Raw genomic sequence first — 20039 nt, forward strand, 5'->3', positions numbered from 1 at the left:
GCCCCGTCACTGGCGGGGCCTTTTTCGTTTCGGGCATGTCGTTTGCTTGGTCGGGCTTTCAACCATCATCGGTTTTCGACATGGTGACCGCATGGGAGTCGCCATGACCGATAATGATTTTTGCTATCTTTCCGCGACGGATGTCCTGGCCCGGTTCAAGTCGCGCGACCTGTCGCCTGTTGCATATCTGGAGGCACTGATTGCCCGGACCGAGGCGGTGAACCCGGACCTGAATGCCTATACCGAAGCCTTTTTCGACAACGCGCTGGACGCGGCGCGCGGGGCCGAAACCGCTTATGAAAACGGCACGGCGCGCGCTCTGGAAGGGCTGCCGGTCGCGGTCAAGGATGCTCAGCGGGTCGAAGGGCAACGCACCACGCAAGGGTCTTGGTCGATGGGGCGCGAGGTGGAAACGCAGTCGGATCCGATGATCGAACGCCTGTTGGCGGCGGGGGCGATCATCCCGGCCCGCACCACTACGCCGGAGTTCTGCCTGTCGGGCGTCTGCCGGTCCGAGCGGTTCGGCGTGACGCGCAACCCCTTCAACCTCGATTACAGTCCTGGCGGCTCGTCGGGCGGGTCGGCGGCTGCGCTGGCGGCGGGGATGGTGCCGCTGGCCACGGGCACCGATATCGGCGGGTCGATCCGGATCCCGGCCAGCGCCTGCGGGCTGGTAGGCTACAAGCCGCCGCACGGGCGCAACCCCGACGGGCCGCCGGCCAATTTCGACCGCTACAACCACTGCGGTTTCCTGAGCCGCAGCGTGGCGGATTGCGCGCTGGGGCAGAATATCGTTTCAGGCCCCCATCCGCGCGATCATGACAGCCTGAGGGATCGCGTGGTGCTGCCGCTGGAAGGGGGCGGACGGCCCTTGAAAATAGCGTTCTCGATGGACCTCGGATATGTCCCGATCGACGACGACGTGCAGCGTAATACCTTGGCCGCGCTAGAGGTTTTTCACGATTCCGGATGCGAGGTGGTCCCGGTGGACGTGGGGTGGGATGCGCGCGTCGACGAGGCGGCGATGCAATGGTACCTGGCGATGCATTTCGGTCGCGCGCCGCTTTGGGCGCTGGAGGAGTACGGGGGGCGGATGACGGATTACGCCATCGCCACGGCAGAGGCGGCGGCACGGTTGGGGCCCGATGACGTGGCGCGATCCTGGGAGGTGCAGCACGACATGTACCAGCGGATCGGCGCGATCCTGGAGGATGCGGATATATTCATGTGTCCAACGCTTTCCGTGGGGTGCGTTCGGGCCGACCATGATCCGATCGGTCCGGGGTTCACCGTCGCGGGGCAGGAAGTGGATCCGGAGTATGGCTGGGTCCTGACGCATCAGTTCAACATGCTGCACAACTGCCCGGTGATGTCGGTGCCCACGGGACGGGACCGGCACGGGGTGCCGACGGGGATGCAGATCGTCGGGCCGACATTCGACGATGCGCGGGTTTTCGAGGCGGCTTTTCTGTATGAAAATCAATCGCCTGAGATGTTTCTTCCAAGTTCAGGCTTGCCCGGGGGGCTTGCAGCATGACGCCGCAGGACATGGTTCTGACGCGCATTGGAGTGCGATTCATGGGCCGGCTGTTTCCCTGCACGATCGGCCGCGGCGGCAGGACCCGTGACAAGCGCGAGGGGGATGGCGCAACGCCGGTGGGGACGCACCGGATCGTCGGGATGATGTATCGACCTGACCGAATGGCAAGGCCGGCGGACTGGGCGGTGCCGATACGGCCGGGCGATCTGTGGTCGGACGACCCTGCGCACAGGGATTACAACCTCATGGTTTCAAAGCCTTATGCGCATTCGCACGAGGTCTTGCGGCGGGGTGATCCGCTTTATGACCTGATCCTGATCACCGACTGGAACTGGCCGAGGGCGGAGCGGGGCAGGGGATCGTGCATCTTCCTGCACCGCTGGCGTCGGCCGGGGTATCCTACGGCAGGTTGCGTGGCCTTCAGGCCGGATCATCTGCGCTGGATCGCCGGGAAGATCACTCTGGGGACACGGTTGATCGTGCCGGGGTGAGCGCGGCAAATCGCGTGTCGGTATCGCGTCGGTATCCGGGTGGCAGAGCGTCGGTGCCGTTGGCGCGGAAATTTCCTTGGAAAGGAAATTGTCAAAAGTCTTCGAAAGACTTTTGACCCGGCCTCACCCTGGATGGTTGCGAAGGGCCTTGGCGCCTGTCTTTGAAACCAGCGCGGATCGCGGCGGGCCAGGCCAGCTCGGGAGTTCTCCGAGCGTTCAGTCGTGCTCGCGTTCCCCGAAGATGGCGCTGCCGACGCGGATATGGGTGGCGCCCAGGGCGATGGCGCGTTCGAAATCGCCGCTCATGCCCATGGAGAGGCCGGACAGGCCGTTGCGTTCGGCGATCTTCGCCAGCAGGGCGAAATGCAGGCTGGGCTCCTCGTCGATGGGTGGAATGCACATCAGCCCCTCGATCTCAAGGTCGAGGGTGCGGCACTCGGCGATGAAGGCGTCGGCCTCGTTGGGGAGGATACCGGCCTTCTGGTCCTCTTCGCCGGTGTTGACCTGGATGAAGAGGCCGGGGCAGCGCCCCTCTTCCTGGGCCAGCCGCGCGATGGTCCTGGCCAGCTTGGGCCGGTCGACGGAATGGATCGAGTCGAACAAGTCGAACGCCTGACGCGCCTTGTTGGTCTGGAGCGGGCCAATGAGGTGCAGGACGACGTCATCGTAGCGCTCCCGGAAACCGGGCCATTTACCGGCCGCTTCCTGCACGCGGTTCTCGCCGAAGACGCGGTGGCCTTCGTCCAGCACGGCGGTGACCCGGTCGTCGGGCTGCACCTTGGAAACGGCGATCAGTTCGACCGAGCCGGGGTCGCGGCCGGCGTCCTGTTCGGCGGCTGCGATGCGGGCTTGGATATCGTGCAGGCTCATCGTGGGAATCCGGGCGATTTCGACTGTCGGCTTAGTGCCACAGGACGGACGATTGCGCAAATCCCGGCGCCCGGGAACCACAGTCGCGATCCATTCGGACACGGGGACCGGATAACAACCTTGCCGACGTTGGTATGGTTGGATAATGAAGGGAAAACTGGAACGGGTGGTGGAATGTTCAAATCCCCTTTGAAAAGCGCCGTGGTGCTGTTGGCGAGCGTGGGCCTGCTGGCTTCGTGCAGCGCGTTCAGGAATGCCAAGCTGGACCCTGACGCGTACAAGGTCGAAGGCGGCCCGAACCAGACACCGACGGCCGCGACAGGGGGCACCAGCCTGTTCGACGCCTTCAAGAACGATGGCACGGGTGGTATCCGGGTGAACCGGTTTTTGTGGACCGCCTCGCTGGAGGTCCTGGATTTTCTTCCCGTGCAGAGCGCGGATCCGTTCACCGGCGTGATCTCGACCGGGTATGGTCGGCCGCCGGGCGGCGGGCGGGCCTATCGCGCGACCGTGCTGATCAGCGATCCGGCGCTGGATGCGCGGGCGCTGAACGTGGCGCTGCAATCGCAGAGCGGCCCGGTTGCCGCGGGCACGCAACGCGCCATCGAGGATGCGATCCTGAGTCGCGCCCGGCAACTGCGTACGCAGGCCGGCCGCTTCTGACCCCTGACGGGCGCGTCCTAGACCGGCGCGCCTTCCATTATGTCCGATATCCATTCAACCTGGCGCGGCAGGCAGATCGTGCGCAGATCGTACTTGTCGCGCATCAGATCCCGCGCGGCCGCACCGAGCCTGCGCCGCGCCGCTTCGTCTTCGAGCAGCGCGCAAACTTCGTCGACCAATGCTTCGCCGTCGAAGAAATCGACCAGGCGGCCGGTCTCGTCGTGGCGAATCACCTCGCGCACGGGCGTGGTGTCGCTGGCGACGATCGCCGCGCCGCAGGACATCGCCTCCATCAGCGACCAGCTGAGTACGAAGGGATAGGTAAGGTAGACATGCACGCGGCTGACCTGCAGCAAGCGCAGGAACTGGTCGTAGGGAATGCGGCCAAGGAAGTGGACACGGGCCATGTCGGCGTCGGAGATCTGGTCGCGCACCTCGTCGAGGAAAATCTGTTTCCAGGTCTGCCCCTTTGGCGGGGCGGCGCCATAGCTGACCTCGTCGCCGCCGACGATCAGCACCTTCGCGTTGGGCCGTTCGCGCAGGAGGCGCGGCAGGGCGCGCATGAAGATGTGGTAGCCGCGATAGGGTTCTAGGTTCCGGTTGACGAAGGTGATGACCTCGTCGTCCCGGGTGACGTCGACCTGGCCTTCGATCGTCAGCCGGACATCGGGCTTTGGACAGGCGGAGAGCGTGTCGATTCCGTCATGCGAGACGGTGATCTTGCCGCGGAACTCGGCGGGGAAGGTATCGGCCTGGAACCGCGTGGGGCTTATCCCGGCGTCGGCAACGGGAAAATGCAGGTGATTGTTGATGTTCTTCATCCGGATGCGCAGCGCCTGAAGCCCACGGTCCGACTTGGCGAATTCGGGGTCGAAGTCGAGGTGCTGGTCATCGGTCAGGTGGTAGAGCTCGCAGTAGATGGCAAGCCGTGCCTCGGGCCAGACATCGCGCAGGAACATCGATTCGCCCCAACCGTGATGCGCGAGGATGAGATCGGGGACATACCCCTGCTCCCTGAGCGCGCGGGCGGCGCGGTAGCACGCGTCGCCGCGGGTGACCTTGGTGTCGAGATCGACCAGCCAGGGATGCAGGTTCTGTCTCGCGCGCTTGGGCAGGCTGTAGGGCACGACCTGCACCCCGTTCCAGGTGGTCGGCTTGTCGACCTTGAGCGTCAGGGCCACGCAGTGATGCCCGCGCGAGGCCAGCAGGGGTGCCAAATGCTTGTACTGGCCGGGAAAGTTCTGATGGATGAAGAGGATTTTCATGAAAATGCCTGTGCGGTTTTTCCGGCTTATAGCGGTGGGGCGGAATTTTGCAAAATTCCGCGTCGGAAAATACGGATTTTCCGGCCCGATTTCTTGCAAGAAATCGGTTACGTCTGATTTTTGCCCGCTGCGCACTGGACCCTGCGGGCGCGGGGCCCTATCACCCTTTGGAGTTTGAGAAACAGGGACCGGACGGACATGTCGCGTTATTCCGCCGCCGAGATCGAAGCAAAATGGCAAAAGGCCTGGGACGAGGCCGGGATTTTCCGGGCCGAACGGTCGCGGGACAAGCCGAAATACTATGTGTTGGAGATGTTTCCCTATCCGTCGGGGCGCATCCACATGGGGCATGTGCGTAACTACACGATGGGCGACGTGATCGCGCGGTACCGGCTGTCGACCGGGCACAGCGTGCTGCATCCGATGGGCTGGGACGCGTTCGGGATGCCCGCCGAGAATGCCGCGATGGCGAGCGGAGGCCATCCCAAGGACTGGACCTATGGCAATATCGCGGACATGCGCGGGCAGATGAAGCCGCTGGGCCTGTCGATCGACTGGAGCCGGGAGTTTGCCACCTGTGATCCCGAATACTATGGCCAGCAGCAGGCGCTGTTCATCGATTTCCTGGAAAAAGGGTTGGTCTACCGCAAGAACGCGGTGGTGAACTGGGACCCGGTGGACATGACCGTGCTGGCCAACGAGCAGGTGATCGACGGCAAGGGCTGGCGGTCTGGCGCGGAGGTCGAGAAGCGCGAGCTGACGCAGTGGTTCTTCAAGATCTCGGATTTCTCGGAAGAGCTTCTGGAGGCGCTGGACGGGTTAGAGAACTGGCCCGCCAAGGTGCGGCTGATGCAGGAAAACTGGATCGGCAAGTCGCGCGGCATCGAGATTCCGTTCGAGCGGACGGATGCGGATGACCCGATCATCTGTTACTCGACCCGGCCCGACACGATGCGCGGGGCAAGTTTCATCGCGATTTCGCCGGAGCATCCGGTGAGCCGCGAGCTGGCGAAGGACAAACCCGAACTGGCGGCGTTCATCGCGGAGACGCGCAAGATGGACACCACAGAGGCCGCGATGGAGAAGGCCGAGAAGAAGGGGATCGACACCGGGATCACGGTGCGGCACCCGGTCTGGCCGGAGCGGGAGCTGCCCGTCTGGGTCGGTAATTTCGTGTTGATGGATTACGGCACCGGCGCTGTCTTCGGCTGCCCGGCGCATGACCAGCGGGACCTTGATTTCGCGCGGAAATATGGGCTTGAGGTGCGCAATGCCTTTTACCTGCCCGGGCAGGAAAAGGATGTCGAGACCGAGGCGCTGGTGCCAGCCAAAACCGAAACGGTGGTGTATATCGACCATTTCGCAGGCGTGGGCGAGGCCACCAGCCAGGAAGGGATCGACGCCACGATCGACTGGTTCGAGGAAAAGGGGCTTGGCACGGGGCAGGTGAAGTATCGCCTGCGCGACTGGGGGTTGTCGCGGCAGCGGTATTGGGGCTGTCCCATTCCCGTGGTGCATTGCGAGGCCTGCGGCGTGGTGCCCGAGAAGAAGGAAAACCTGCCGGTCGAATTGCCTTATGACGAGGGCGGCACGCCGATTGATTTCAGCATTCCCGGCAACCCGCTGGATCGGCATCCCTCGTGGCGCGACTGCAAATGCCCGAGCTGCGGCGCGGAGGCGCGGCGCGAGACCGACACGATGGACACCTTCGTGGACAGCTCCTGGTACTTCGCGCGATTCACTGCGCCGGATGCGGACACGCCAACGCGGATGGAGGATGCCGAGTACTGGATGAACGTGGATCAGTATATCGGCGGCATCGAGCACGCGATCCTGCACCTGCTGTACAGCCGGTTCTTCGCCCGGGCGATGCATATCTGCGGGCACCTGCCGGAAAAGGCGATCGAGCCGTTTGACGCGCTGTTCACGCAGGGGATGGTGACGCACGAGATCTACCAAACGAAGGACGACAAGGGCCGCCCGGTCTATCACCTGCCAGAGGACGTGACCGACGGCAAGCTGGCCGATGGTACGCCGGTCGAGGTGATCCCCTCGGCCAAGATGTCGAAGTCGAAGAAGAACGTGGTCGACCCGGTGAACATCATCGAGGCGTTCGGGGCCGATACCGCGCGGTGGTTCGTGCTGTCGGACAGCCCGCCGGAGCGGGACGTGGAGTGGACCGCCGCCGGGGCCGAGGCGACGTTCAAGCACCTGGCGCGGGTCTACCGGATCGTGTCGGAGATTGCAGGGGATACCAGCCCGGCCAATGCGTCCGAGGATGAGGCGCTTGCAAAAGACATGCACCGGGCGATCCATGACGTGACGGGCGGCGTGGAAAGTTTTGGCTTCAACGCGGCGATTGCCAAGCTGTACGGCTTTACCAATACGCTGGCCAAGTCCGGTGCAGGCGCGGAGGCGAAGAAGGCCGCGGCGAAAGTTCTGGCGCAGCTGATGTCGCCGATGACGCCGCACCTGTCCGAAGAGCTTTGGTCGGTGCTGGGCGGCGAGGGGCTGGTGGCGCAGGAGCGCTGGCCTGTGGCCGACGAGGCGATGCTGACCGATGACAACGTGACGTTGCCCATCCAGGTCAACGGCAAGCGCCGGGCCGAGATCAGCGTGCCCAAGGACATGGACAAGGCGGAGGTTGAAAAAGTCGCGCTGGCGCACGAAGCTGTGGCAAGGTCGCTGGATGGGGCCCAGCCCAAGAAGGTCATCGTTGTCCCGGGGCGGATCGTGAATGTCGTCGTTTAACCGTCGTTTCGTGTTGCTGGGTCTGCCTGCCGGGCTGGCCGCCTGTGGCTTTGCACCCGCCTACGGGCCGGGGGGAGCGGCGCAGAAGTTGCAGGGCGCGGTGCTGGTGGATGCACCGGACAGCCGTCCGGGCTATTTATTGACGCGCCACGTCGAGGAACGGCTGGGGCGCGGCGAGCGGCAGGTGTACGGGCTGAGCTATTCGATCAATCTGACGGAAGAGGCCGTCGCGATCTCGAGCACCAACGTGACGACGCGCTACAACCTGCTGGGCAACGTGAAATACGCTCTGCGCGATCTGCAGAGCAATGCGGTGGTGCTGAGCGGGCAGGCGGACAGCTTTACCTCCTACTCGGCCTCGGGGACCACCGTGGCGACGCAGGCGGCGCAGCGCGACGCGGAGGCGCGGCTGATGGTGATCCTGGCGGACCAGATCCTGAACCGGCTGACCGCCGAGGCCGGCAAGCTGCCGGCATGAAGCTGTCGCCCCGCGATGCGCCGGCGTATTTCGCGCGGCCCGATCCCGACAAGACCGGCCTGCTGATCTATGGCACCGACGCGATGCGCGTGGCGCTGAAGCGGCAGGAGGTGATCGCGGCCCTTATCGGACCGCAAGGCGAGGAGGAGATGCGGCTGACGCGTATCCCGGCGGGCGATTTGCGCAAGGACCCGGCGATGCTGCTGGATGCGGTCAAGGCGCAGGGCTTCTTTCCCGGCCCGCGCGTGGCCTTTGTCGAGGACGCCAACGAGAGCGTGGCGCCGGTGGTGACGGCGGCGCTGGAGGACTGGCAGCCGGGGGATGCGCAGGTGGTGGTGACCGCCGGCGGCCTGAAGGCGACGTCGAAGCTGCGCAAGCTGTTCGAGGGGCATAAGAATGCCTATGCGACCGCGATCTATGACGAGCCGCCGGGGCGAGCCGAGATCGAGGCGATCCTGGCAAAGGCGGGCTTGCGGGATATTCCGCGCGAGGCGATGGCGGATCTGAATGCGCTGGCCCGCGCGCTGGACCCGGGCGATTTCCGCCAGACGATGGACAAGCTGGCGCTGTACAAGCGGGGCGATGACACGCCATTGAACGCCGAGGATATCGCCGCCTGTGCGCCGGTGTCGGTGGAGGCGGATCTGGACGACGTGCTGCACCTTGTGGCGGAGGCGAAACCTGGCGAGATCGGCCCGGTGATGAAGCGGTTGCGGGCGCAGGGGGTGCAGCCGGTGGGCTTGTGCATGGCCGCGAACCGGCATTTCCGCACGTTATACGCGGCGGCCAGCGATCCGGGCGGGCCGGGGCAGGGCATTGCCCGCGTGCGCCCACCGGTCTTTGGCCCCCGGCGCGACCGGATGCAGCGGCAGGCGGCGCATTGGGGCGCGGCCAAGCTGGAAGAGGCGCTGGGCGTGCTGACCGACACCGACCTGCGCCTGCGCTCGGCGGGGCAGACGGCGCCGGACATGGCGCTGGTGGAGCGCGCGCTGATCCGGCTGGCGACGCTGGCGCAGCGATAGGCCGGTTCAGGAGATGTCGGCGAACATGGCCAGCGTCTCGGCCTCGGTCATGCGCTTGTGGTCGCCGGCGAGCGCGTAGCCGTCGGGCTTGCGGTCGATGAAGATCTCCTCGGTGAGGCTGATGCCGGAGGGATCGTCCAGAAGGCCGAGGCCCACATGCATGTCGCCCTGCATCGGGCCCGGTGCGGTGACGCGGTAGAAGAGGTTTGTGCCGCAGGTGGCGCAGAAGCAGCGCTCGGCCCAGTCGGACGAGGTGTAGGCGCTGATGTTCTGCGCACCGGTGATGGTCGCGCCGCCGGCCGGGACATGCAGGCCAAGGTAGATGCCGCCGGACCATTTGCGGCACATGCCGCAGTGGCAGGCGCCGGTGGTGTCGGGGGCCTCCGCGATATCAAGCGTGACGGCGCCGCAAAGGCAGGTGGCAGTCTTGTGCATGTGAAGTCTCCGGCCAGGTGGGCGCAGGATAGGCGACCAGTATGACAGGAAATGTCAGCAATGGGTCGGTTTTTCGTTGCACCGGCGTGAAAGCCGGGCAAGCGTGAGGCGACATTTCCAGGAGAGACGCGATGTACGAGGTGATCGGATCGAAAGCCAGCCGGGCCTTTCGGGTGCTGTGGATGCTGGAGGAACTGGGGCTGGACTATGACCACACGCCTGCCGGGCCGCGCAGCGCCGAAGCGGTGGCGGCAAACCCGTCGGGCAAGATACCGGCGTTGCGGGTGGATGGCGCGGTGGTGACCGAGTCGATCGCCATCATGGCGTATCTGGCCGACCGGCACGGGGCGCTGACCCATCCCGCCGGCAGCCTGGAGCGGGCGCGGCAGGATGCGCTGACGCACCAGATCCTCGACGACGTGGATTGCAGCCTGTGGATGGCGGCGCGGCATACCTTCGTGCTGCCCGAGGAGAAGCGGGTGCCCGAGGTCAAGGAAACGCTGAAATGGGAATACGAGGCCAATATCGCGCGGTTGTCCGAGGCGCTGGACGGCCCGTTCCTGACGGGCGAGGAAATGACGGTGCCCGATATCCTGCTGGTTCACTGCCTGCGCTGGGCCGAGATCGCGAAATTTCCCGAGCCGGGGGAGGTTCTGGCGGACTACCGCGCCCGGCTGGAGGCGCGCCCGGCCTTTCAGAAGGTCGTTGCGATGGCGTGAACCGGGAATCGCGGTCGGTCAGGACCGGGACGTGCGCGTCGCGAACCGGGCCGCGGCCTGGCCGGCCCAGAGGCCCGTGGCGAGGCAGGCGGTCAACAGATAGCCGCCGGTGGGCGCCTCCCAATCGAGCATCTCGCCGGCGGCGAAGGTGCCGGAGCGCGAGAGCAGCATAAGGTCGGGGTCGAGGGCGTCGAAGCGCAGGCCGCCGGCGGTCGAGATGGCCTCGTCAAGCGGGCGGGGGCTTTGGAGAGGGACCGGCAGGGCCTTGACCAGCGGTGCGAGATCGGCGGGCAGGGGGCGGGCCACCTCGTGCAGCAGGGCCTGTTCGGCAGGGCCGAGACGGAGCGTCTTGCGCAGGTGGTTCGACAGGCTGGCCTTGCCGCGGGGGCGGCCCAGGCGGGCGCGGACCTCGTCGTGTGACAGGTCGGGCCGCAGGTCGATCGTGAGGGGTGCCCCCTCGCGCAGGGGTCGGGACAGGGCATAGAGACCACCGCCTTCGAGCCCGGCGGCCGACAGGACGATTTCGCCGCGCGAGACCTGCGGCCCGGCGTGCAGCGCGATGTTCTTCAACGGCTGGCCGAAATGGCGTTGCATGTGATCGGACCAGGCGACGGTGAACCCCATGTTGGCGGGCTGGAACGGGGCCGTCTGGCCGGGAAGGTGCGCGGCCCAGGCCCCGTCCGAGCCCAGCCGCGCCCAGCTGGCCCCGCCGCAGGCCAGCACGGTGACGGTGGGCGTGCGGCGGTGCGGGCCCTGGGGCGTGTCGAAGAGCACGGCGTCGCCCTCCCACCCGGTCCAGCGCCAGCGGCGGTGAAGGGTGACGCCCAGTCCATCCAGCCGGGCGAGCCAGGCGCGCAGCAGGGGGGAGGCTTTCATCGCGGCGGGAAAGACGCGGCCGGTCGTGCCCGTGAAGGTGGGCTGGCCCAGCCCTTCCGCCCAGCGGATGACATCGTCGGGACCGAAGGCCGACAGCATTGGGCGCAGCCGGGGTGCCGCCTCGGCATAGGCGGCGAGGCAGGTGTCGAGATCCTCGGCCTTGGTCAGGTTGAGGCCCGATTTGCCCGCCATCAGGAACTTGCGCGCGGGCGAGGGCCTGGCCTCGGCCACGGTGACGGCACAGCCCGCGGCGGCCAGCGCCTCGGCGGCCATGAGGCCCGCCGGGCCGGCCCCGATGACGAGGGCGGTCGTCATGCGCAGCTCAGTGTCCGACGCGCCGGTCTGGACAGGTGCGGTCGCGTTTCATGTGCTCGAGGCATTGGCGGGCCTTTCGGATTTGGCGGAGGGACGCTAGCCCCTTGCCAAGTCGCATCTCGCCTCCATCCTGTTGCCTGTCAGATGGCAAAGATCAAGGGAAAGCGATGGAGGACCCGGTATGTCCGCTTTGCGGACGGCCCATCCCGCCCGAGGCGAAGCAGAGCCTGCACCACCTGGTGCCCAAGCTGAAAGGCGGCAAGGGCGGGCCGGTCGTTCTGTTGCACCAGATCTGCCACAACGAGATTCACGCGACGCTGACAGAGGCGGAGCTGGCGCGGGACTATGCCACGGTCGAGGCGTTGCGGGCGCATCCGCGGCTGGAAAAGTTCATCCGCTGGGTGGCCAAGCGCCCGCCCGCATTTCATTCAAAAACGCCGGGTGGGCGGCGGAAACGTTGATCGAGCGCAAGGCCGGACGTGTCGGCTTGCAGTAACCTATATGCGGGAGGATCGGATCATGACCGTTCATTATGAAGAAGACGCGGAAACGAAGACTGTCGAGCTGACCGTATCCGGAAAGGTCACGCGGGACGACTACGACCGGATCGTAGGCCGGATGCAGGGGTTCATTGACGCCCATGGCACGGTGAAGCTGATCGAGGTGATCGAGAGCCTCGACGGGTTCGAGCCCTCGGTAATCTGGCCGGGGATCAAGTTCGATTTCAGGAACCTGCGCCATATCAGCCATGTGGCGGTGGTGTCGGATATCGGCTGGATCGGGCCGGTGTCGAAGGCGGCGGGGGCGCTGATGTCGACTAAGCTGCGGACGTATGACCTGGCGGATCTGGATGCGGCGCGGGAGTGGATCGCGTCAGAGTGACTTGACCATGTGCCGGGATGGGCCACTCTAGCGGGCGTGGTAACATGCGAGGGCAAGATGGATCCGACACGGCGGGACGTGATGGCGCTGGTCGGCGGACTGGCCGGGGCGCAGGTGGTGCCGGGGCTGGCTTGGGCCGGTGCGCCGGGGCACAGCCTGACCGCCGCGCCCGCCGAGGTGCAGTTGGCGCCCGGGGACTACCCGAAGACGCGCGTCTGGGCCTACGGCGGGCAGGTGCCGGGGCCGGTGTTGCGCCAGCAGCAGGGCGAGATGTTCGAGGCGCGGCTGGTCAACGGGCTGGAGCAGGAAACGACCGTGCATTGGCACGGGTTGCGCCTGCCCAACGCGATGGACGGCGTGCCGGGCATGACGCAGGCGGCGGTGCGCCCCGGCGAGAGCTTCGACTATCGCTTTGCGCTGCGCGATGCGGGCACGTTCTGGTACCACCCGCACGCCAACTCGCTGGAGCAGATCTCGCGCGGGCTGGCCGGGGTGCTGGTGGTGGACGAGGCGGAGCCGCCGGAGGTGGATGCCGAGGAGATCCTCGTGCTGGATGACTGGCGGCTGACCGAGGACGCGCAACTGCATCCCGAGTTCGGCAACCGGCACGACATGTCCCATGCCGGGCGGCTGGGCAATTACATCACGGTCAATGGTGTGGGGGAGTTGCGGCGCAGCTATCCGCGGGGTACGCGGTTGCGGCTGCGGCTGGTGAATGCGGCGACGGCGCGGGTGTTCCGGCTGGTGTTCCAGGGGATGAAGGCGTGGACCGTCGCGCTGGATGCGATGCCGGTGGAGCGGCCCGAGCGGGTCGAGCAGCTGGAACTGGGGCCGGCGCAGCGCGCGGACCTGATCGTCGATATCACCGCCGAGACCGGGGAAGAGGCGATCATCGGATCGGTGGAGCGGGACGGGACCTATGCGACCGTGGCCGTGTCGGTCGACGGCGCGGAACAGGCCGTGCGGGAGGCGCCGCAGGCATTGCCGCCCAACGACCTGCCCGTACTGGCATTGAAGGATGCGCGGCAGGTGCCGCTGGTCATGCAGGGCGGCGCGAGGCGGGGCCTGCCGGAGCGGGTCGTGTGGAAAGGCTCGAAGATGGAGGCGCGGGCGCTCTATGAGGCGGGGCAGTTCTGGGCCTTCAACGGGCAGGCCGGGATGGACCGGGCACCGCTGATCGAGGCGGCTCTGGGCGAGACGGTGCGGGTGCCGATGGAGAACCGGACGGCGTTTTCCCATTCAATGCACCTGCATGGGCAGCATTTCCGCGAGGTTCTGCCGGGGATCGGTCTGGGGCCGTGGCGCGATACGCTGGTGATCCATCCCGACGAGAGCCGCGAGATCGCCTTCGTCGCCGAGAATCCGGGCGACTGGATGTTTCACTGCCATATGGCCGCGCACCAGATGTCGGGAATGATGAACTGGATTCGCGTGGGCTAGGGGCCGTTTTCCGCGCGGAAAACGGGATAGAAAATACGTATTTTCTATACTGGAATTTTCGAAAATTCCGGCGCGCTCAGGGGCGGCAGAGGTGCTTGATGCCTGCCGCGTGGTCGGGCGTTGCGCCGAGCGCATCGGTGGCGAGCGAGCGGGCGGTGTCGAGCAGGGCATCGTGTTCGGTCACCTGGTCGACCAGACCCCAGTGATGCGCGGTGTCCGTGTCGATCTTCTGGCCCGCCATCAGGATCATCTTGGCCCGCGACGGGCCGATCAGCCTCGTCAGCCGCCCCGGATCAGAGGGTTGCGGCAGGAAGCCCAGTTTCATCACCGGATAGAAGAACCTGGTGCCGGGCACCGCGATGCGCAGGTCGCAGGCCAGCACCATGCCCATGGCCCCGCCCGCGACGGTGCCGTTGAGTGCGGCGATGGTCAGGCAGGGCAGCGTCGAGAGCGCGCCCGAGAGGCGCTCCCATACCGGGTCGGTCGGCAGGCCGGACTTGGCGGCCTCGAGGTCCATGCCCGCCGAGAACGCCTTGCCGCGGCCTGTGAGGACCAGCGCGCGGGCCTCGGTGGCGGCCTCGGCGATATCGGCCAACTCGGTCAGCATGGCGTGGGTCAGGGAATTGGCCTTGTCCGGCCGGTTAATGGTGACGGTCCAGAGGCCGTCGTCGGATTTGTCGAGGTCGATCATCTGAGCCCCACCGCGAGACGGATATCCTCGTTGCGCAGGCTGATGTCCTGACCCAGCCAGCCATCTGCCTCGGGTGTGCACATCCAGGCGAGCGCGCGGGCGGGCCAGTCGGGCGGGATGTGGTCGGACCAGTCGAGCTGGGCCACGGGGTTCATGCCGCTGGCCTTGATCTGGTGCTGCATGTCGGTGGCCACCGTGCCGGGCGACAGGCCCAGCACGCGAATGCCGTGATCGCGGTTTTCCTTGTCGGCGGCGCGGGTGAGCATCAGTGCCGCGGCCTTGGAGGCGCAATAGTGGCTCCAGCCTTCGAGCGCGCTGGTGGCGGCGCCGGAGCTGATGGTGATGATGGTGCCGGAGCCGGCCTGTTTCATGACCGGCAGGGCGGCGCGCATGCCGTGGAAGACGCCCTTGAGGTTGATGTCGATGACCTTGTCCCATGCGTCGGGATCGACGTCTGACAGGTGCGCGATGGGCTCGATCACCCCGGCGTTGCCGATCAGCACGTCCAGCCCGCCAAAGCGGTCGGTGGCGGCGGCCACGGCGGCGCTGACATCGTCGTAGCGGCTGACGTCGCAGGATACGGCCAGCGCGCGGTCGCCGATCTCCGACGCGATCTCTTCGATCGCGGCGGTGCTGCGTGCGGCGAGCACCACGTTGGCGCCGAGAGCTGCGAAGTGGCGGGCGGTGGCGGCGCCGATGCCACGGCTGGCGCCGGTGATCAGGACGGTCTTGTCTTGCATGGATTGAACCTTTTTCATCGCTGCGGTGACGTATGTTCACGCCAGAGCTATCGCCTGGAACCGGCGAGGTCCAGCGCAAGGCAGGGAATACCCCCCTTGACCATGATTGCGCGACAACGGAAGCTGGAGCAAAGCGGGGATTTCAAAGCGAAAGGATTCTTCATGAAAATATTCGGTATGGCGGGCAAGGCGCGGTTCGGAACCGCCACGGCGATCGGTCTCGCGCTTGCAGCGGGAAGCGCGCAGGCAGACGTGACGCCGGCGGATGTCTGGGCGGACTGGCAGGAGTACCTGGCCAGCGCGGGCTATGAGGTGAGCGGAGAGGAAAACCAGTCGGGCGATGCGCTGACGGTGTCAGATATCACCATGTCCATGGTCATCCCCGAGGAGGACACGACGGTCTCGGTCGACATGGGCGAGATGACCTTTACCGACAATGGTGACGGAACCGTGTCGATCACCTTGCCCGCGTCGATGCCGATGACCGTGATGGTCTCGTCACCGGATGCCGAAGACTTCAGCGTCGGGATGCAATACGACACCACGGGTCTGGAAATGACGGCGTCCGGCGATGCCGATGACCTGCTTTACAATTACACGGCAGATGAAGTCGCCATCATCCTGAACGAGGTGACGGTCGAAGGCGAGACCATGGATCTTGGCACTGTCGAGTTCCGGATCGCCGATGTCAGTGGCACCACCACCATGAAGATCGGCGATCTGCGCACTTCCGAGCAGAAGATGACCACGGGGCCGGTGACCTATACCGTCGATATCGACGAGCCCGAGGGCGAGGGCGGGGAGATCATGCTGAACGGCCAGTTCGCCGGCATGACCGTCGCGGCCAACGGCACGATGCCGCTGGAAATGGACCCTGCAAACCTGGGGGCGTCGATCGAGAACGGTTTCGACGTGGACGCGACGGTGGCCTATACCGAGGGGTCGAGCGAATTCAAGCTGGTCGATCCGCCGCAGACGACCGAAGGCACGACAAGTTCGGACGGTGGCGAGATCACCGTCGCGCTGGGCGGAGACGGGCTGACCTATGATCTGTCATCCAGCAACATGCAGCTGAAGATGACCGGGGGCGACATCCCGCTGCCGATCGAGGTCGCGTTCGGCACCGCCGCGTTCAACCTGACCATGCCCGTCGCCAAGAGCGAAGAGGAACAGGATTTCGCCATGGGCTTGACGCTGGGCGAATTCACCATGTCGGACATGATCTGGGGCATTTTCGACCCCGCGGGCCAACTGCCGCATGACCCGGCGACGATCGACCTCGACCTGACCGGGACGGCCAAGCTGTTCTTCGACCTGTTCGATCCCGAGCAGATGGAGGCTGCGGAAACCGGCGAACTGGGGATGCCGGGCGAGCTGAATACGCTGGACATCAACACGCTGACGGTCAGCGCCGCGGGCGCGGAACTGACCGGCGAAGGTGAATTCACCTTCGACAATACCGACCTCGAGACCTTCAACGGGATGCCCGCGCCGGACGGGTCCGTCGACCTCAGGCTGACGGGCGCGAACGGGCTGCTGGATACGCTGATCGCCATGGGCCTTGTGCCCGAGGAACAGGCGATGGGCGTGCGCATGATGATGGGCATGTTCGCGGTGCCCGGCGACGGCGAGGATGTGCTGACTTCGAAGATCGAGGTCAACAGCGACGGGCAGGTCCTGGCCAACGGGCAGCGCCTGCGCTGAGCCCGAGGACGACAAGGAAATCCGAGGGGGCCGGACGATCCGGCCCCTCGTGCTTTTGACGGTTTTCGAGTGCTGACGAGAGGTAAGCCTTATGACGAATTTCCGCGTGTTTCCCGTGATTTTGAGCGCCTCTGCCGTGATGCCGGTGGCGGCGCTGGCCGATGTGACGGCCGAGCACGTGCTGACCAACATGATGGCCCCGGCCCGTGCCCTTGGCTTTGACGTCACCGCCGAGCCGGTGCGCGAGGGCGACAGCCTGCGGGTTGAGAGCATGGTCATGACCTATGCCCTGCCGATGGACGCGGGCGAGGCGCGGCTGAGCTCGAACGGGTTCACGCTGACCGAGCAGGGCGACGGCAGCGTCGCGCTGAGCTATTCCGAAGGGATGACGGCCGAGGTCACCTTTACTTTGCCTGACGAGGGCGAGGTGATGTCGGCAACGCTGACCTACGAGGGCTTTGACACACCGACCATCGCCACCGGAACGCCGGGGCAGGTGAGTTACGAGGGCGCGTTCGAGAATGCGCGGTTCGCCCTGACCGATTTCACCGTGCCGGACGAAGGCGTGCTGGACGTGTCGGTGCAAGGCACGTTGACCGGCACCAGCCGGTACGAGATCACCGAGGGCGATATCGTGAAGGTGTCCATGTCCACGACCTCGGACACCATGACCTTCGACACGAAATTCAGCGATCCGGAAGGCGCGGTGTCGAGCGGGACGCAAAAGATGACCGGTGGTACGTCGGAGTTGGAAATGGCGATCCCGGCGGGCCAGATCGACCTTTTGAACCTTGACGATGCGCTGCGGGCCGGGCTGATGCTTGTGGCCAGGACCGGAGGCATGCGGGTGGATGGCACGACGGTGACAAAGGTCGAGGACACGGAGATGCGCCAGGCCACCGCCTATACCATGGACAGCAACGACATCTCGCTGGGCGAGGATGGCCTGTCGATGAGTGGTGTCTATACCGATTTCGCGTTCGAGTTCCTGATGCCGCCGGACCTGCCGTTTCCGATTGCGGGCGAGATTGCACGCAGCGAGGGCCGGGTCACCGCGCCGTTGACCGAGACCGATGGCGCAGTTCCGGTGGAGGTGCGCATGACGTTGGAAGAGGTGTCGCTGGACGAGGCGATCTGGGCGCTGTTCGATGGGCAGGAACAACTGCCGCGCGACCCGATGACGGTGGTTCTGGACCTGTCGGGCGAGGCCGCGCTGAGCCGCGATCCGCTGGATATCATGCGGATGATGGAAGTCCCGCCGGCCGAGGAGACGCTGGGCCGGATCGAAAGCCTGCGTTTGAACGAGCTGGTGGTGCGCGCGGTGGGCGCGGAGCTTACCGGCAGCGGTGCCTTCGAGATCGACAACGAGGATTACGAGACTTTCCCGGGTATGCCTGCCCCGAGCGGCAGCGTGGACTTGCGGGTCAGCGGGGCCAACGGCCTGATCGATACGCTGGTCGCCATGGGGCTGGTCCCCGAAGAGCAGGCGATGGGAACCCGCATGATGCTGGGAATGTTCGGCACACCCGGCGAGGGCGAGGACGTGATCACCTCGACCATCGAGGTGACCGAGGATGGCCAGGTGCTGGCCAACGGTCAGCGCTTGCGGTGAGCCGATGAGACGACGGCTGGCATTGGCGGCTGCGGTGCTGTGCGCGCCGCAAGCCGCGTTTGCCGAGCTGACACCCGACGAGGCATGGGGCGTCTGGACGGCACAGTTCGAGGCGCTTGGCCTTGAGTGGGAGGCCGAAGCCGTGCCCGAGGGCGATGCGCTTGCGGTGGGGCCGATCTTTCTGACGATGCGGTTTCCGGGGCTTCCACTGAAGATGAATCTGCAACTGCCGGGCCCGCGTTTCGTGCCCGACGCCGGGGAGGTCGAGGTGCAGTTGCCCGCGTCCGACACCATGCCTTTCAGCCTGTCCCCGACAGGCGACGGAGGACCGGGTATTGCCGCGTCCGGCGCGTTGGCCTGGCGGATGGAGGATGTCCGCGTGCGGATGCGCGAGGCCGACGACGGCGTCGAGACGCGCTGGAGCGGGGCGCGTTTCGAGATCGACATGACCGAATACGGGTTTCGCGGCCGGCCCTTTCCGGCGGAATACCGATACGTGCAGTCCCGTTTCGACATCACGCAGACCAGTCGGATCGCCGATGGCTGGCTGCATTTCACGCGCCGGGGCGAGGCCGGACAGGTGGTGATCGACTATGGCTATGGTGACGGGACCACCCCGCAGGGTCTGGCCGGTACGCTGAAGCGCGACGAAGTCGAGACCCTGACCGAATTGCGCCTGCCGCGGGATGGACCCGCGCTCGACCGTCTGCCGGAGCTTGCAGAGGCGGGCATGACGCTCAGACACGAAGCCGTGGCGGCGGCGGGGCTGGATGAGGACGAGGAATGGGTCGCCGGCGATTTGATTGCCACGGGCGAGACCAGGTGGGTGAACATCACCGCGCTTTTCACGCTGGCGGGCGAGGGGGCTCGTGTCGTCTCGGGCTCGGACGGGGCCGTGATGCAATTGACGGACAAGGCGCTGGACCTCGACGTGGACCTGGAGGCGGCGCGGGTTCTGCTGGACCTGGCGATGCCGGTCCTGCGCAAGGTCGAGCCGCAGGATTACGCGCTGCGCTTCGAACTGGACGGCTTGACACTGTCCGAGGACACCTGGGCACAGTTTTTCGTGGCCGACGGTCTGGCGCGGCAGACGGCGGACCTGAAGGTCGACCTGGGCGGCAAGGCGATACTTTTGGAGACGGTCTTTGACCTGGCGGCGCTGGGGCGGTCGTTTTACGGCGCCCTGCCGGTTTCGATAGAAACGCTGGACCTCAAGGCGTTGGAGGTCCGGTTCTGGGATGCGGAACTGACCGGAAGAGGCGCGGTGGAATTCGATCATGCTGCCCCGCGCATGCTCGACGGGTTCCCGGCCGCCAAGGGAGACGCCCGATTCGAGCTGGTTGGCGCGCAGGACCTGCTTGACCGGCTGATCGCTGTCGGTGTTCTGACGGCCGAGGACGCGATGTCGGCCCGGATGATGATGGGCATGTTCACCGCGCCGGTGGAGGGTGAGGGCGAGACCGACGCAGTGCGCGCCGAGGTCGAGATCGGCCCTGACGGTCAGGTCACGGTGAACGGGCAGCGGCTGCGCTGACCGCGCCCCGC

Annotated in this window: 19 protein-coding genes; 13 read left to right on the forward strand and 6 right to left on the reverse strand. The window is 65.9% G+C overall.

Features of this window, described 5'->3' with window-relative positions:
- Positions 1–103 precede the first annotated feature (103 nt).
- Both RBB31_RS19045 and RBB31_RS19050 read left to right on the forward strand, forming a co-directional pair.
- Positions 104–1537, forward strand: coding sequence for an amidase (locus RBB31_RS19045; RefSeq protein ID WP_306130837.1), 1434 nt, complete (start codon positions 104–106; stop codon positions 1535–1537).
- Entirely contained in the window at positions 1534–2031 is a 498-nt protein-coding gene (locus RBB31_RS19050) for a L,D-transpeptidase (RefSeq protein WP_306130838.1), read from the forward strand. The genes RBB31_RS19045 and RBB31_RS19050 overlap by 4 nt, the downstream gene beginning before the upstream one ends.
- 216 nt (positions 2032–2247) lie before the next feature.
- Here the strand turns inward: RBB31_RS19050 and RBB31_RS19055 are convergent, their stop codons facing one another.
- Positions 2248–2901 (reverse strand): YggS family pyridoxal phosphate-dependent enzyme, encoded by a 654-nt coding sequence (locus RBB31_RS19055; RefSeq protein WP_306130839.1) that lies wholly within the window; start codon positions 2899–2901, stop codon positions 2248–2250.
- Between the two features lie 174 nt (positions 2902–3075).
- On the opposite strand from RBB31_RS19055, the gene RBB31_RS19060 reads away from it, so the two are divergent.
- On the forward strand, positions 3076–3564 hold the full coding sequence (locus RBB31_RS19060) for a DUF3576 domain-containing protein (RefSeq protein ID WP_306130840.1): 489 nt from the start codon (positions 3076–3078) through the stop codon (positions 3562–3564).
- A gap of 17 nt (positions 3565–3581) precedes the next feature.
- Here RBB31_RS19060 and RBB31_RS19065 read toward each other — a convergent pair whose 3' ends face one another.
- Complete coding sequence (locus tag RBB31_RS19065) at positions 3582–4829, reverse strand: glycosyltransferase (protein ID WP_306130841.1); 1248 nt, start codon at positions 4827–4829, stop codon at positions 3582–3584.
- 198 nt (positions 4830–5027) lie between these two features.
- Between RBB31_RS19065 and leuS the strand changes: the two genes are divergently transcribed.
- The 3 genes from leuS to holA are packed head-to-tail and all read left to right on the forward strand — an operon-like array spanning position 5028 to position 9080.
- A complete protein-coding gene (gene leuS / locus RBB31_RS19070; protein WP_306130842.1) occupies positions 5028–7580 on the forward strand; it encodes a leucine--tRNA ligase in 2553 nt (850 codons plus the stop codon).
- Complete coding sequence (lptE, locus tag RBB31_RS19075; protein WP_306130843.1) at positions 7567–8058, forward strand: LPS assembly lipoprotein LptE; 492 nt, start codon at positions 7567–7569, stop codon at positions 8056–8058. The genes leuS and lptE overlap by 14 nt, the downstream gene beginning before the upstream one ends.
- Entirely contained in the window at positions 8055–9080 is a 1026-nt protein-coding gene (gene holA / locus RBB31_RS19080) for a DNA polymerase III subunit delta (RefSeq protein WP_306130844.1), read from the forward strand. The genes lptE and holA overlap by 4 nt, the downstream gene beginning before the upstream one ends.
- Positions 9081–9086: 6 nt before the next feature.
- On the opposite strand, the gene RBB31_RS19085 is transcribed toward holA, so the two are convergent.
- Positions 9087–9515, reverse strand: coding sequence for a GFA family protein (locus RBB31_RS19085; RefSeq protein WP_306130845.1), 429 nt, complete (start codon positions 9513–9515; stop codon positions 9087–9089).
- A 131-nt stretch (positions 9516–9646) separates the two neighbouring features.
- On the opposite strand from RBB31_RS19085, the gene RBB31_RS19090 reads away from it, so the two are divergent.
- Positions 9647–10234 carry a glutathione S-transferase family protein gene (locus RBB31_RS19090; protein WP_306130846.1) on the forward strand — a complete coding sequence of 196 codons (588 nt, stop codon included), beginning with the start codon at positions 9647–9649 and terminating at the stop codon, positions 10232–10234.
- Between the two features lie 18 nt (positions 10235–10252).
- Here the strand turns inward: RBB31_RS19090 and RBB31_RS19095 are convergent, their stop codons facing one another.
- Entirely contained in the window at positions 10253–11425 is a 1173-nt protein-coding gene (locus tag RBB31_RS19095; RefSeq protein WP_306130847.1) for a TIGR03862 family flavoprotein, read from the reverse strand.
- A 167-nt stretch (positions 11426–11592) separates the two neighbouring features.
- Between RBB31_RS19095 and RBB31_RS19100 the strand changes: the two genes are divergently transcribed.
- Genes RBB31_RS19100 through RBB31_RS19110 form a run of 3 tightly spaced genes read left to right on the forward strand, consistent with a single transcriptional unit; the run spans position 11593 to position 13747 of the window.
- Entirely contained in the window at positions 11593–11886 is a 294-nt protein-coding gene (locus RBB31_RS19100; protein ID WP_306130848.1) for an HNH endonuclease, read from the forward strand.
- A gap of 58 nt (positions 11887–11944) precedes the next feature.
- Positions 11945–12307, forward strand: a complete 363-nt coding sequence (locus RBB31_RS19105) for an STAS/SEC14 domain-containing protein (RefSeq protein WP_306130849.1) — start codon at positions 11945–11947, stop codon at positions 12305–12307.
- A gap of 36 nt (positions 12308–12343) precedes the next feature.
- Positions 12344–13747: a multicopper oxidase family protein gene (locus RBB31_RS19110; protein ID WP_306130850.1), complete on the forward strand. Its 1404-nt coding sequence runs from the start codon at positions 12344–12346 to the stop codon at positions 13745–13747.
- 76 nt (positions 13748–13823) lie between these two features.
- Here RBB31_RS19110 and RBB31_RS19115 read toward each other — a convergent pair whose 3' ends face one another.
- Both RBB31_RS19115 and RBB31_RS19120 read right to left on the reverse strand, forming a co-directional pair.
- Entirely contained in the window at positions 13824–14438 is a 615-nt protein-coding gene (locus RBB31_RS19115) for an enoyl-CoA hydratase/isomerase family protein (RefSeq protein ID WP_306130851.1), read from the reverse strand.
- A complete protein-coding gene (locus RBB31_RS19120) occupies positions 14435–15178 on the reverse strand; it encodes an SDR family oxidoreductase (RefSeq protein ID WP_306130852.1) in 744 nt (247 codons plus the stop codon). Before RBB31_RS19120 ends, RBB31_RS19115 begins: the two co-directional genes overlap by 4 nt.
- A 162-nt stretch (positions 15179–15340) precedes the next feature.
- Between RBB31_RS19120 and RBB31_RS19125 the strand changes: the two genes are divergently transcribed.
- From RBB31_RS19125 to RBB31_RS19135, 3 genes are all read left to right on the forward strand, one after another.
- Positions 15341–16882 carry a DUF2125 domain-containing protein gene (locus RBB31_RS19125; protein ID WP_306130853.1) on the forward strand — a complete coding sequence of 514 codons (1542 nt, stop codon included), beginning with the start codon at positions 15341–15343 and terminating at the stop codon, positions 16880–16882.
- Between the two features lie 91 nt (positions 16883–16973).
- Positions 16974–18494: a DUF2125 domain-containing protein gene (locus RBB31_RS19130; RefSeq protein WP_306130854.1), complete on the forward strand. Its 1521-nt coding sequence runs from the start codon at positions 16974–16976 to the stop codon at positions 18492–18494.
- Between the two features lie 4 nt (positions 18495–18498).
- Complete coding sequence (locus RBB31_RS19135; RefSeq protein WP_306130855.1) at positions 18499–20028, forward strand: hypothetical protein; 1530 nt, start codon at positions 18499–18501, stop codon at positions 20026–20028.
- Positions 20029–20039: the final 11 nt, after the last annotated feature.

This window comes from Roseovarius sp. MMSF_3350, from assembly GCF_030733425.1.
Classification (GTDB): Bacteria; Pseudomonadota; Alphaproteobacteria; order Rhodobacterales; family Rhodobacteraceae; genus Roseovarius.

Excerpts from the sequence above, each read along its gene's own strand:
- RBB31_RS19045 (WP_306130837.1), top strand. The coding sequence starts at position 104 with ATGACCGATAATGATTTTTGCTATCTTTCCGCGACGGATGTCCTGGCC.
- RBB31_RS19050 (WP_306130838.1), top strand. The coding sequence starts at position 1,534 with ATGACGCCGCAGGACATGGTTCTGACGCGCATTGGAGTGCGATTCATG.
- RBB31_RS19055 (WP_306130839.1), bottom strand. The coding sequence starts at position 2,901 with ATGAGCCTGCACGATATCCAAGCCCGCATCGCAGCCGCCGAACAGGAC.
- RBB31_RS19060 (WP_306130840.1), top strand. The coding sequence starts at position 3,076 with ATGTTCAAATCCCCTTTGAAAAGCGCCGTGGTGCTGTTGGCGAGCGTG.
- RBB31_RS19065 (WP_306130841.1), bottom strand. The coding sequence starts at position 4,829 with ATGAAAATCCTCTTCATCCATCAGAACTTTCCCGGCCAGTACAAGCAT.
- leuS (WP_306130842.1), top strand. The coding sequence starts at position 5,028 with ATGTCGCGTTATTCCGCCGCCGAGATCGAAGCAAAATGGCAAAAGGCC.
- lptE (WP_306130843.1), top strand. The coding sequence starts at position 7,567 with ATGTCGTCGTTTAACCGTCGTTTCGTGTTGCTGGGTCTGCCTGCCGGG.
- holA (WP_306130844.1), top strand. The coding sequence starts at position 8,055 with ATGAAGCTGTCGCCCCGCGATGCGCCGGCGTATTTCGCGCGGCCCGAT.
- RBB31_RS19085 (WP_306130845.1), bottom strand. The coding sequence starts at position 9,515 with ATGCACAAGACTGCCACCTGCCTTTGCGGCGCCGTCACGCTTGATATC.
- RBB31_RS19090 (WP_306130846.1), top strand. The coding sequence starts at position 9,647 with ATGTACGAGGTGATCGGATCGAAAGCCAGCCGGGCCTTTCGGGTGCTG.
- RBB31_RS19095 (WP_306130847.1), bottom strand. The coding sequence starts at position 11,425 with ATGACGACCGCCCTCGTCATCGGGGCCGGCCCGGCGGGCCTCATGGCC.
- RBB31_RS19100 (WP_306130848.1), top strand. The coding sequence starts at position 11,593 with ATGGAGGACCCGGTATGTCCGCTTTGCGGACGGCCCATCCCGCCCGAG.
- RBB31_RS19105 (WP_306130849.1), top strand. The coding sequence starts at position 11,945 with ATGACCGTTCATTATGAAGAAGACGCGGAAACGAAGACTGTCGAGCTG.
- RBB31_RS19115 (WP_306130851.1), bottom strand. The coding sequence starts at position 14,438 with ATGATCGACCTCGACAAATCCGACGACGGCCTCTGGACCGTCACCATT.
- RBB31_RS19120 (WP_306130852.1), bottom strand. The coding sequence starts at position 15,178 with ATGCAAGACAAGACCGTCCTGATCACCGGCGCCAGCCGTGGCATCGGC.
- RBB31_RS19125 (WP_306130853.1), top strand. The coding sequence starts at position 15,341 with ATGAAAATATTCGGTATGGCGGGCAAGGCGCGGTTCGGAACCGCCACG.
- RBB31_RS19130 (WP_306130854.1), top strand. The coding sequence starts at position 16,974 with ATGACGAATTTCCGCGTGTTTCCCGTGATTTTGAGCGCCTCTGCCGTG.
- RBB31_RS19135 (WP_306130855.1), top strand. The coding sequence starts at position 18,499 with ATGAGACGACGGCTGGCATTGGCGGCTGCGGTGCTGTGCGCGCCGCAA.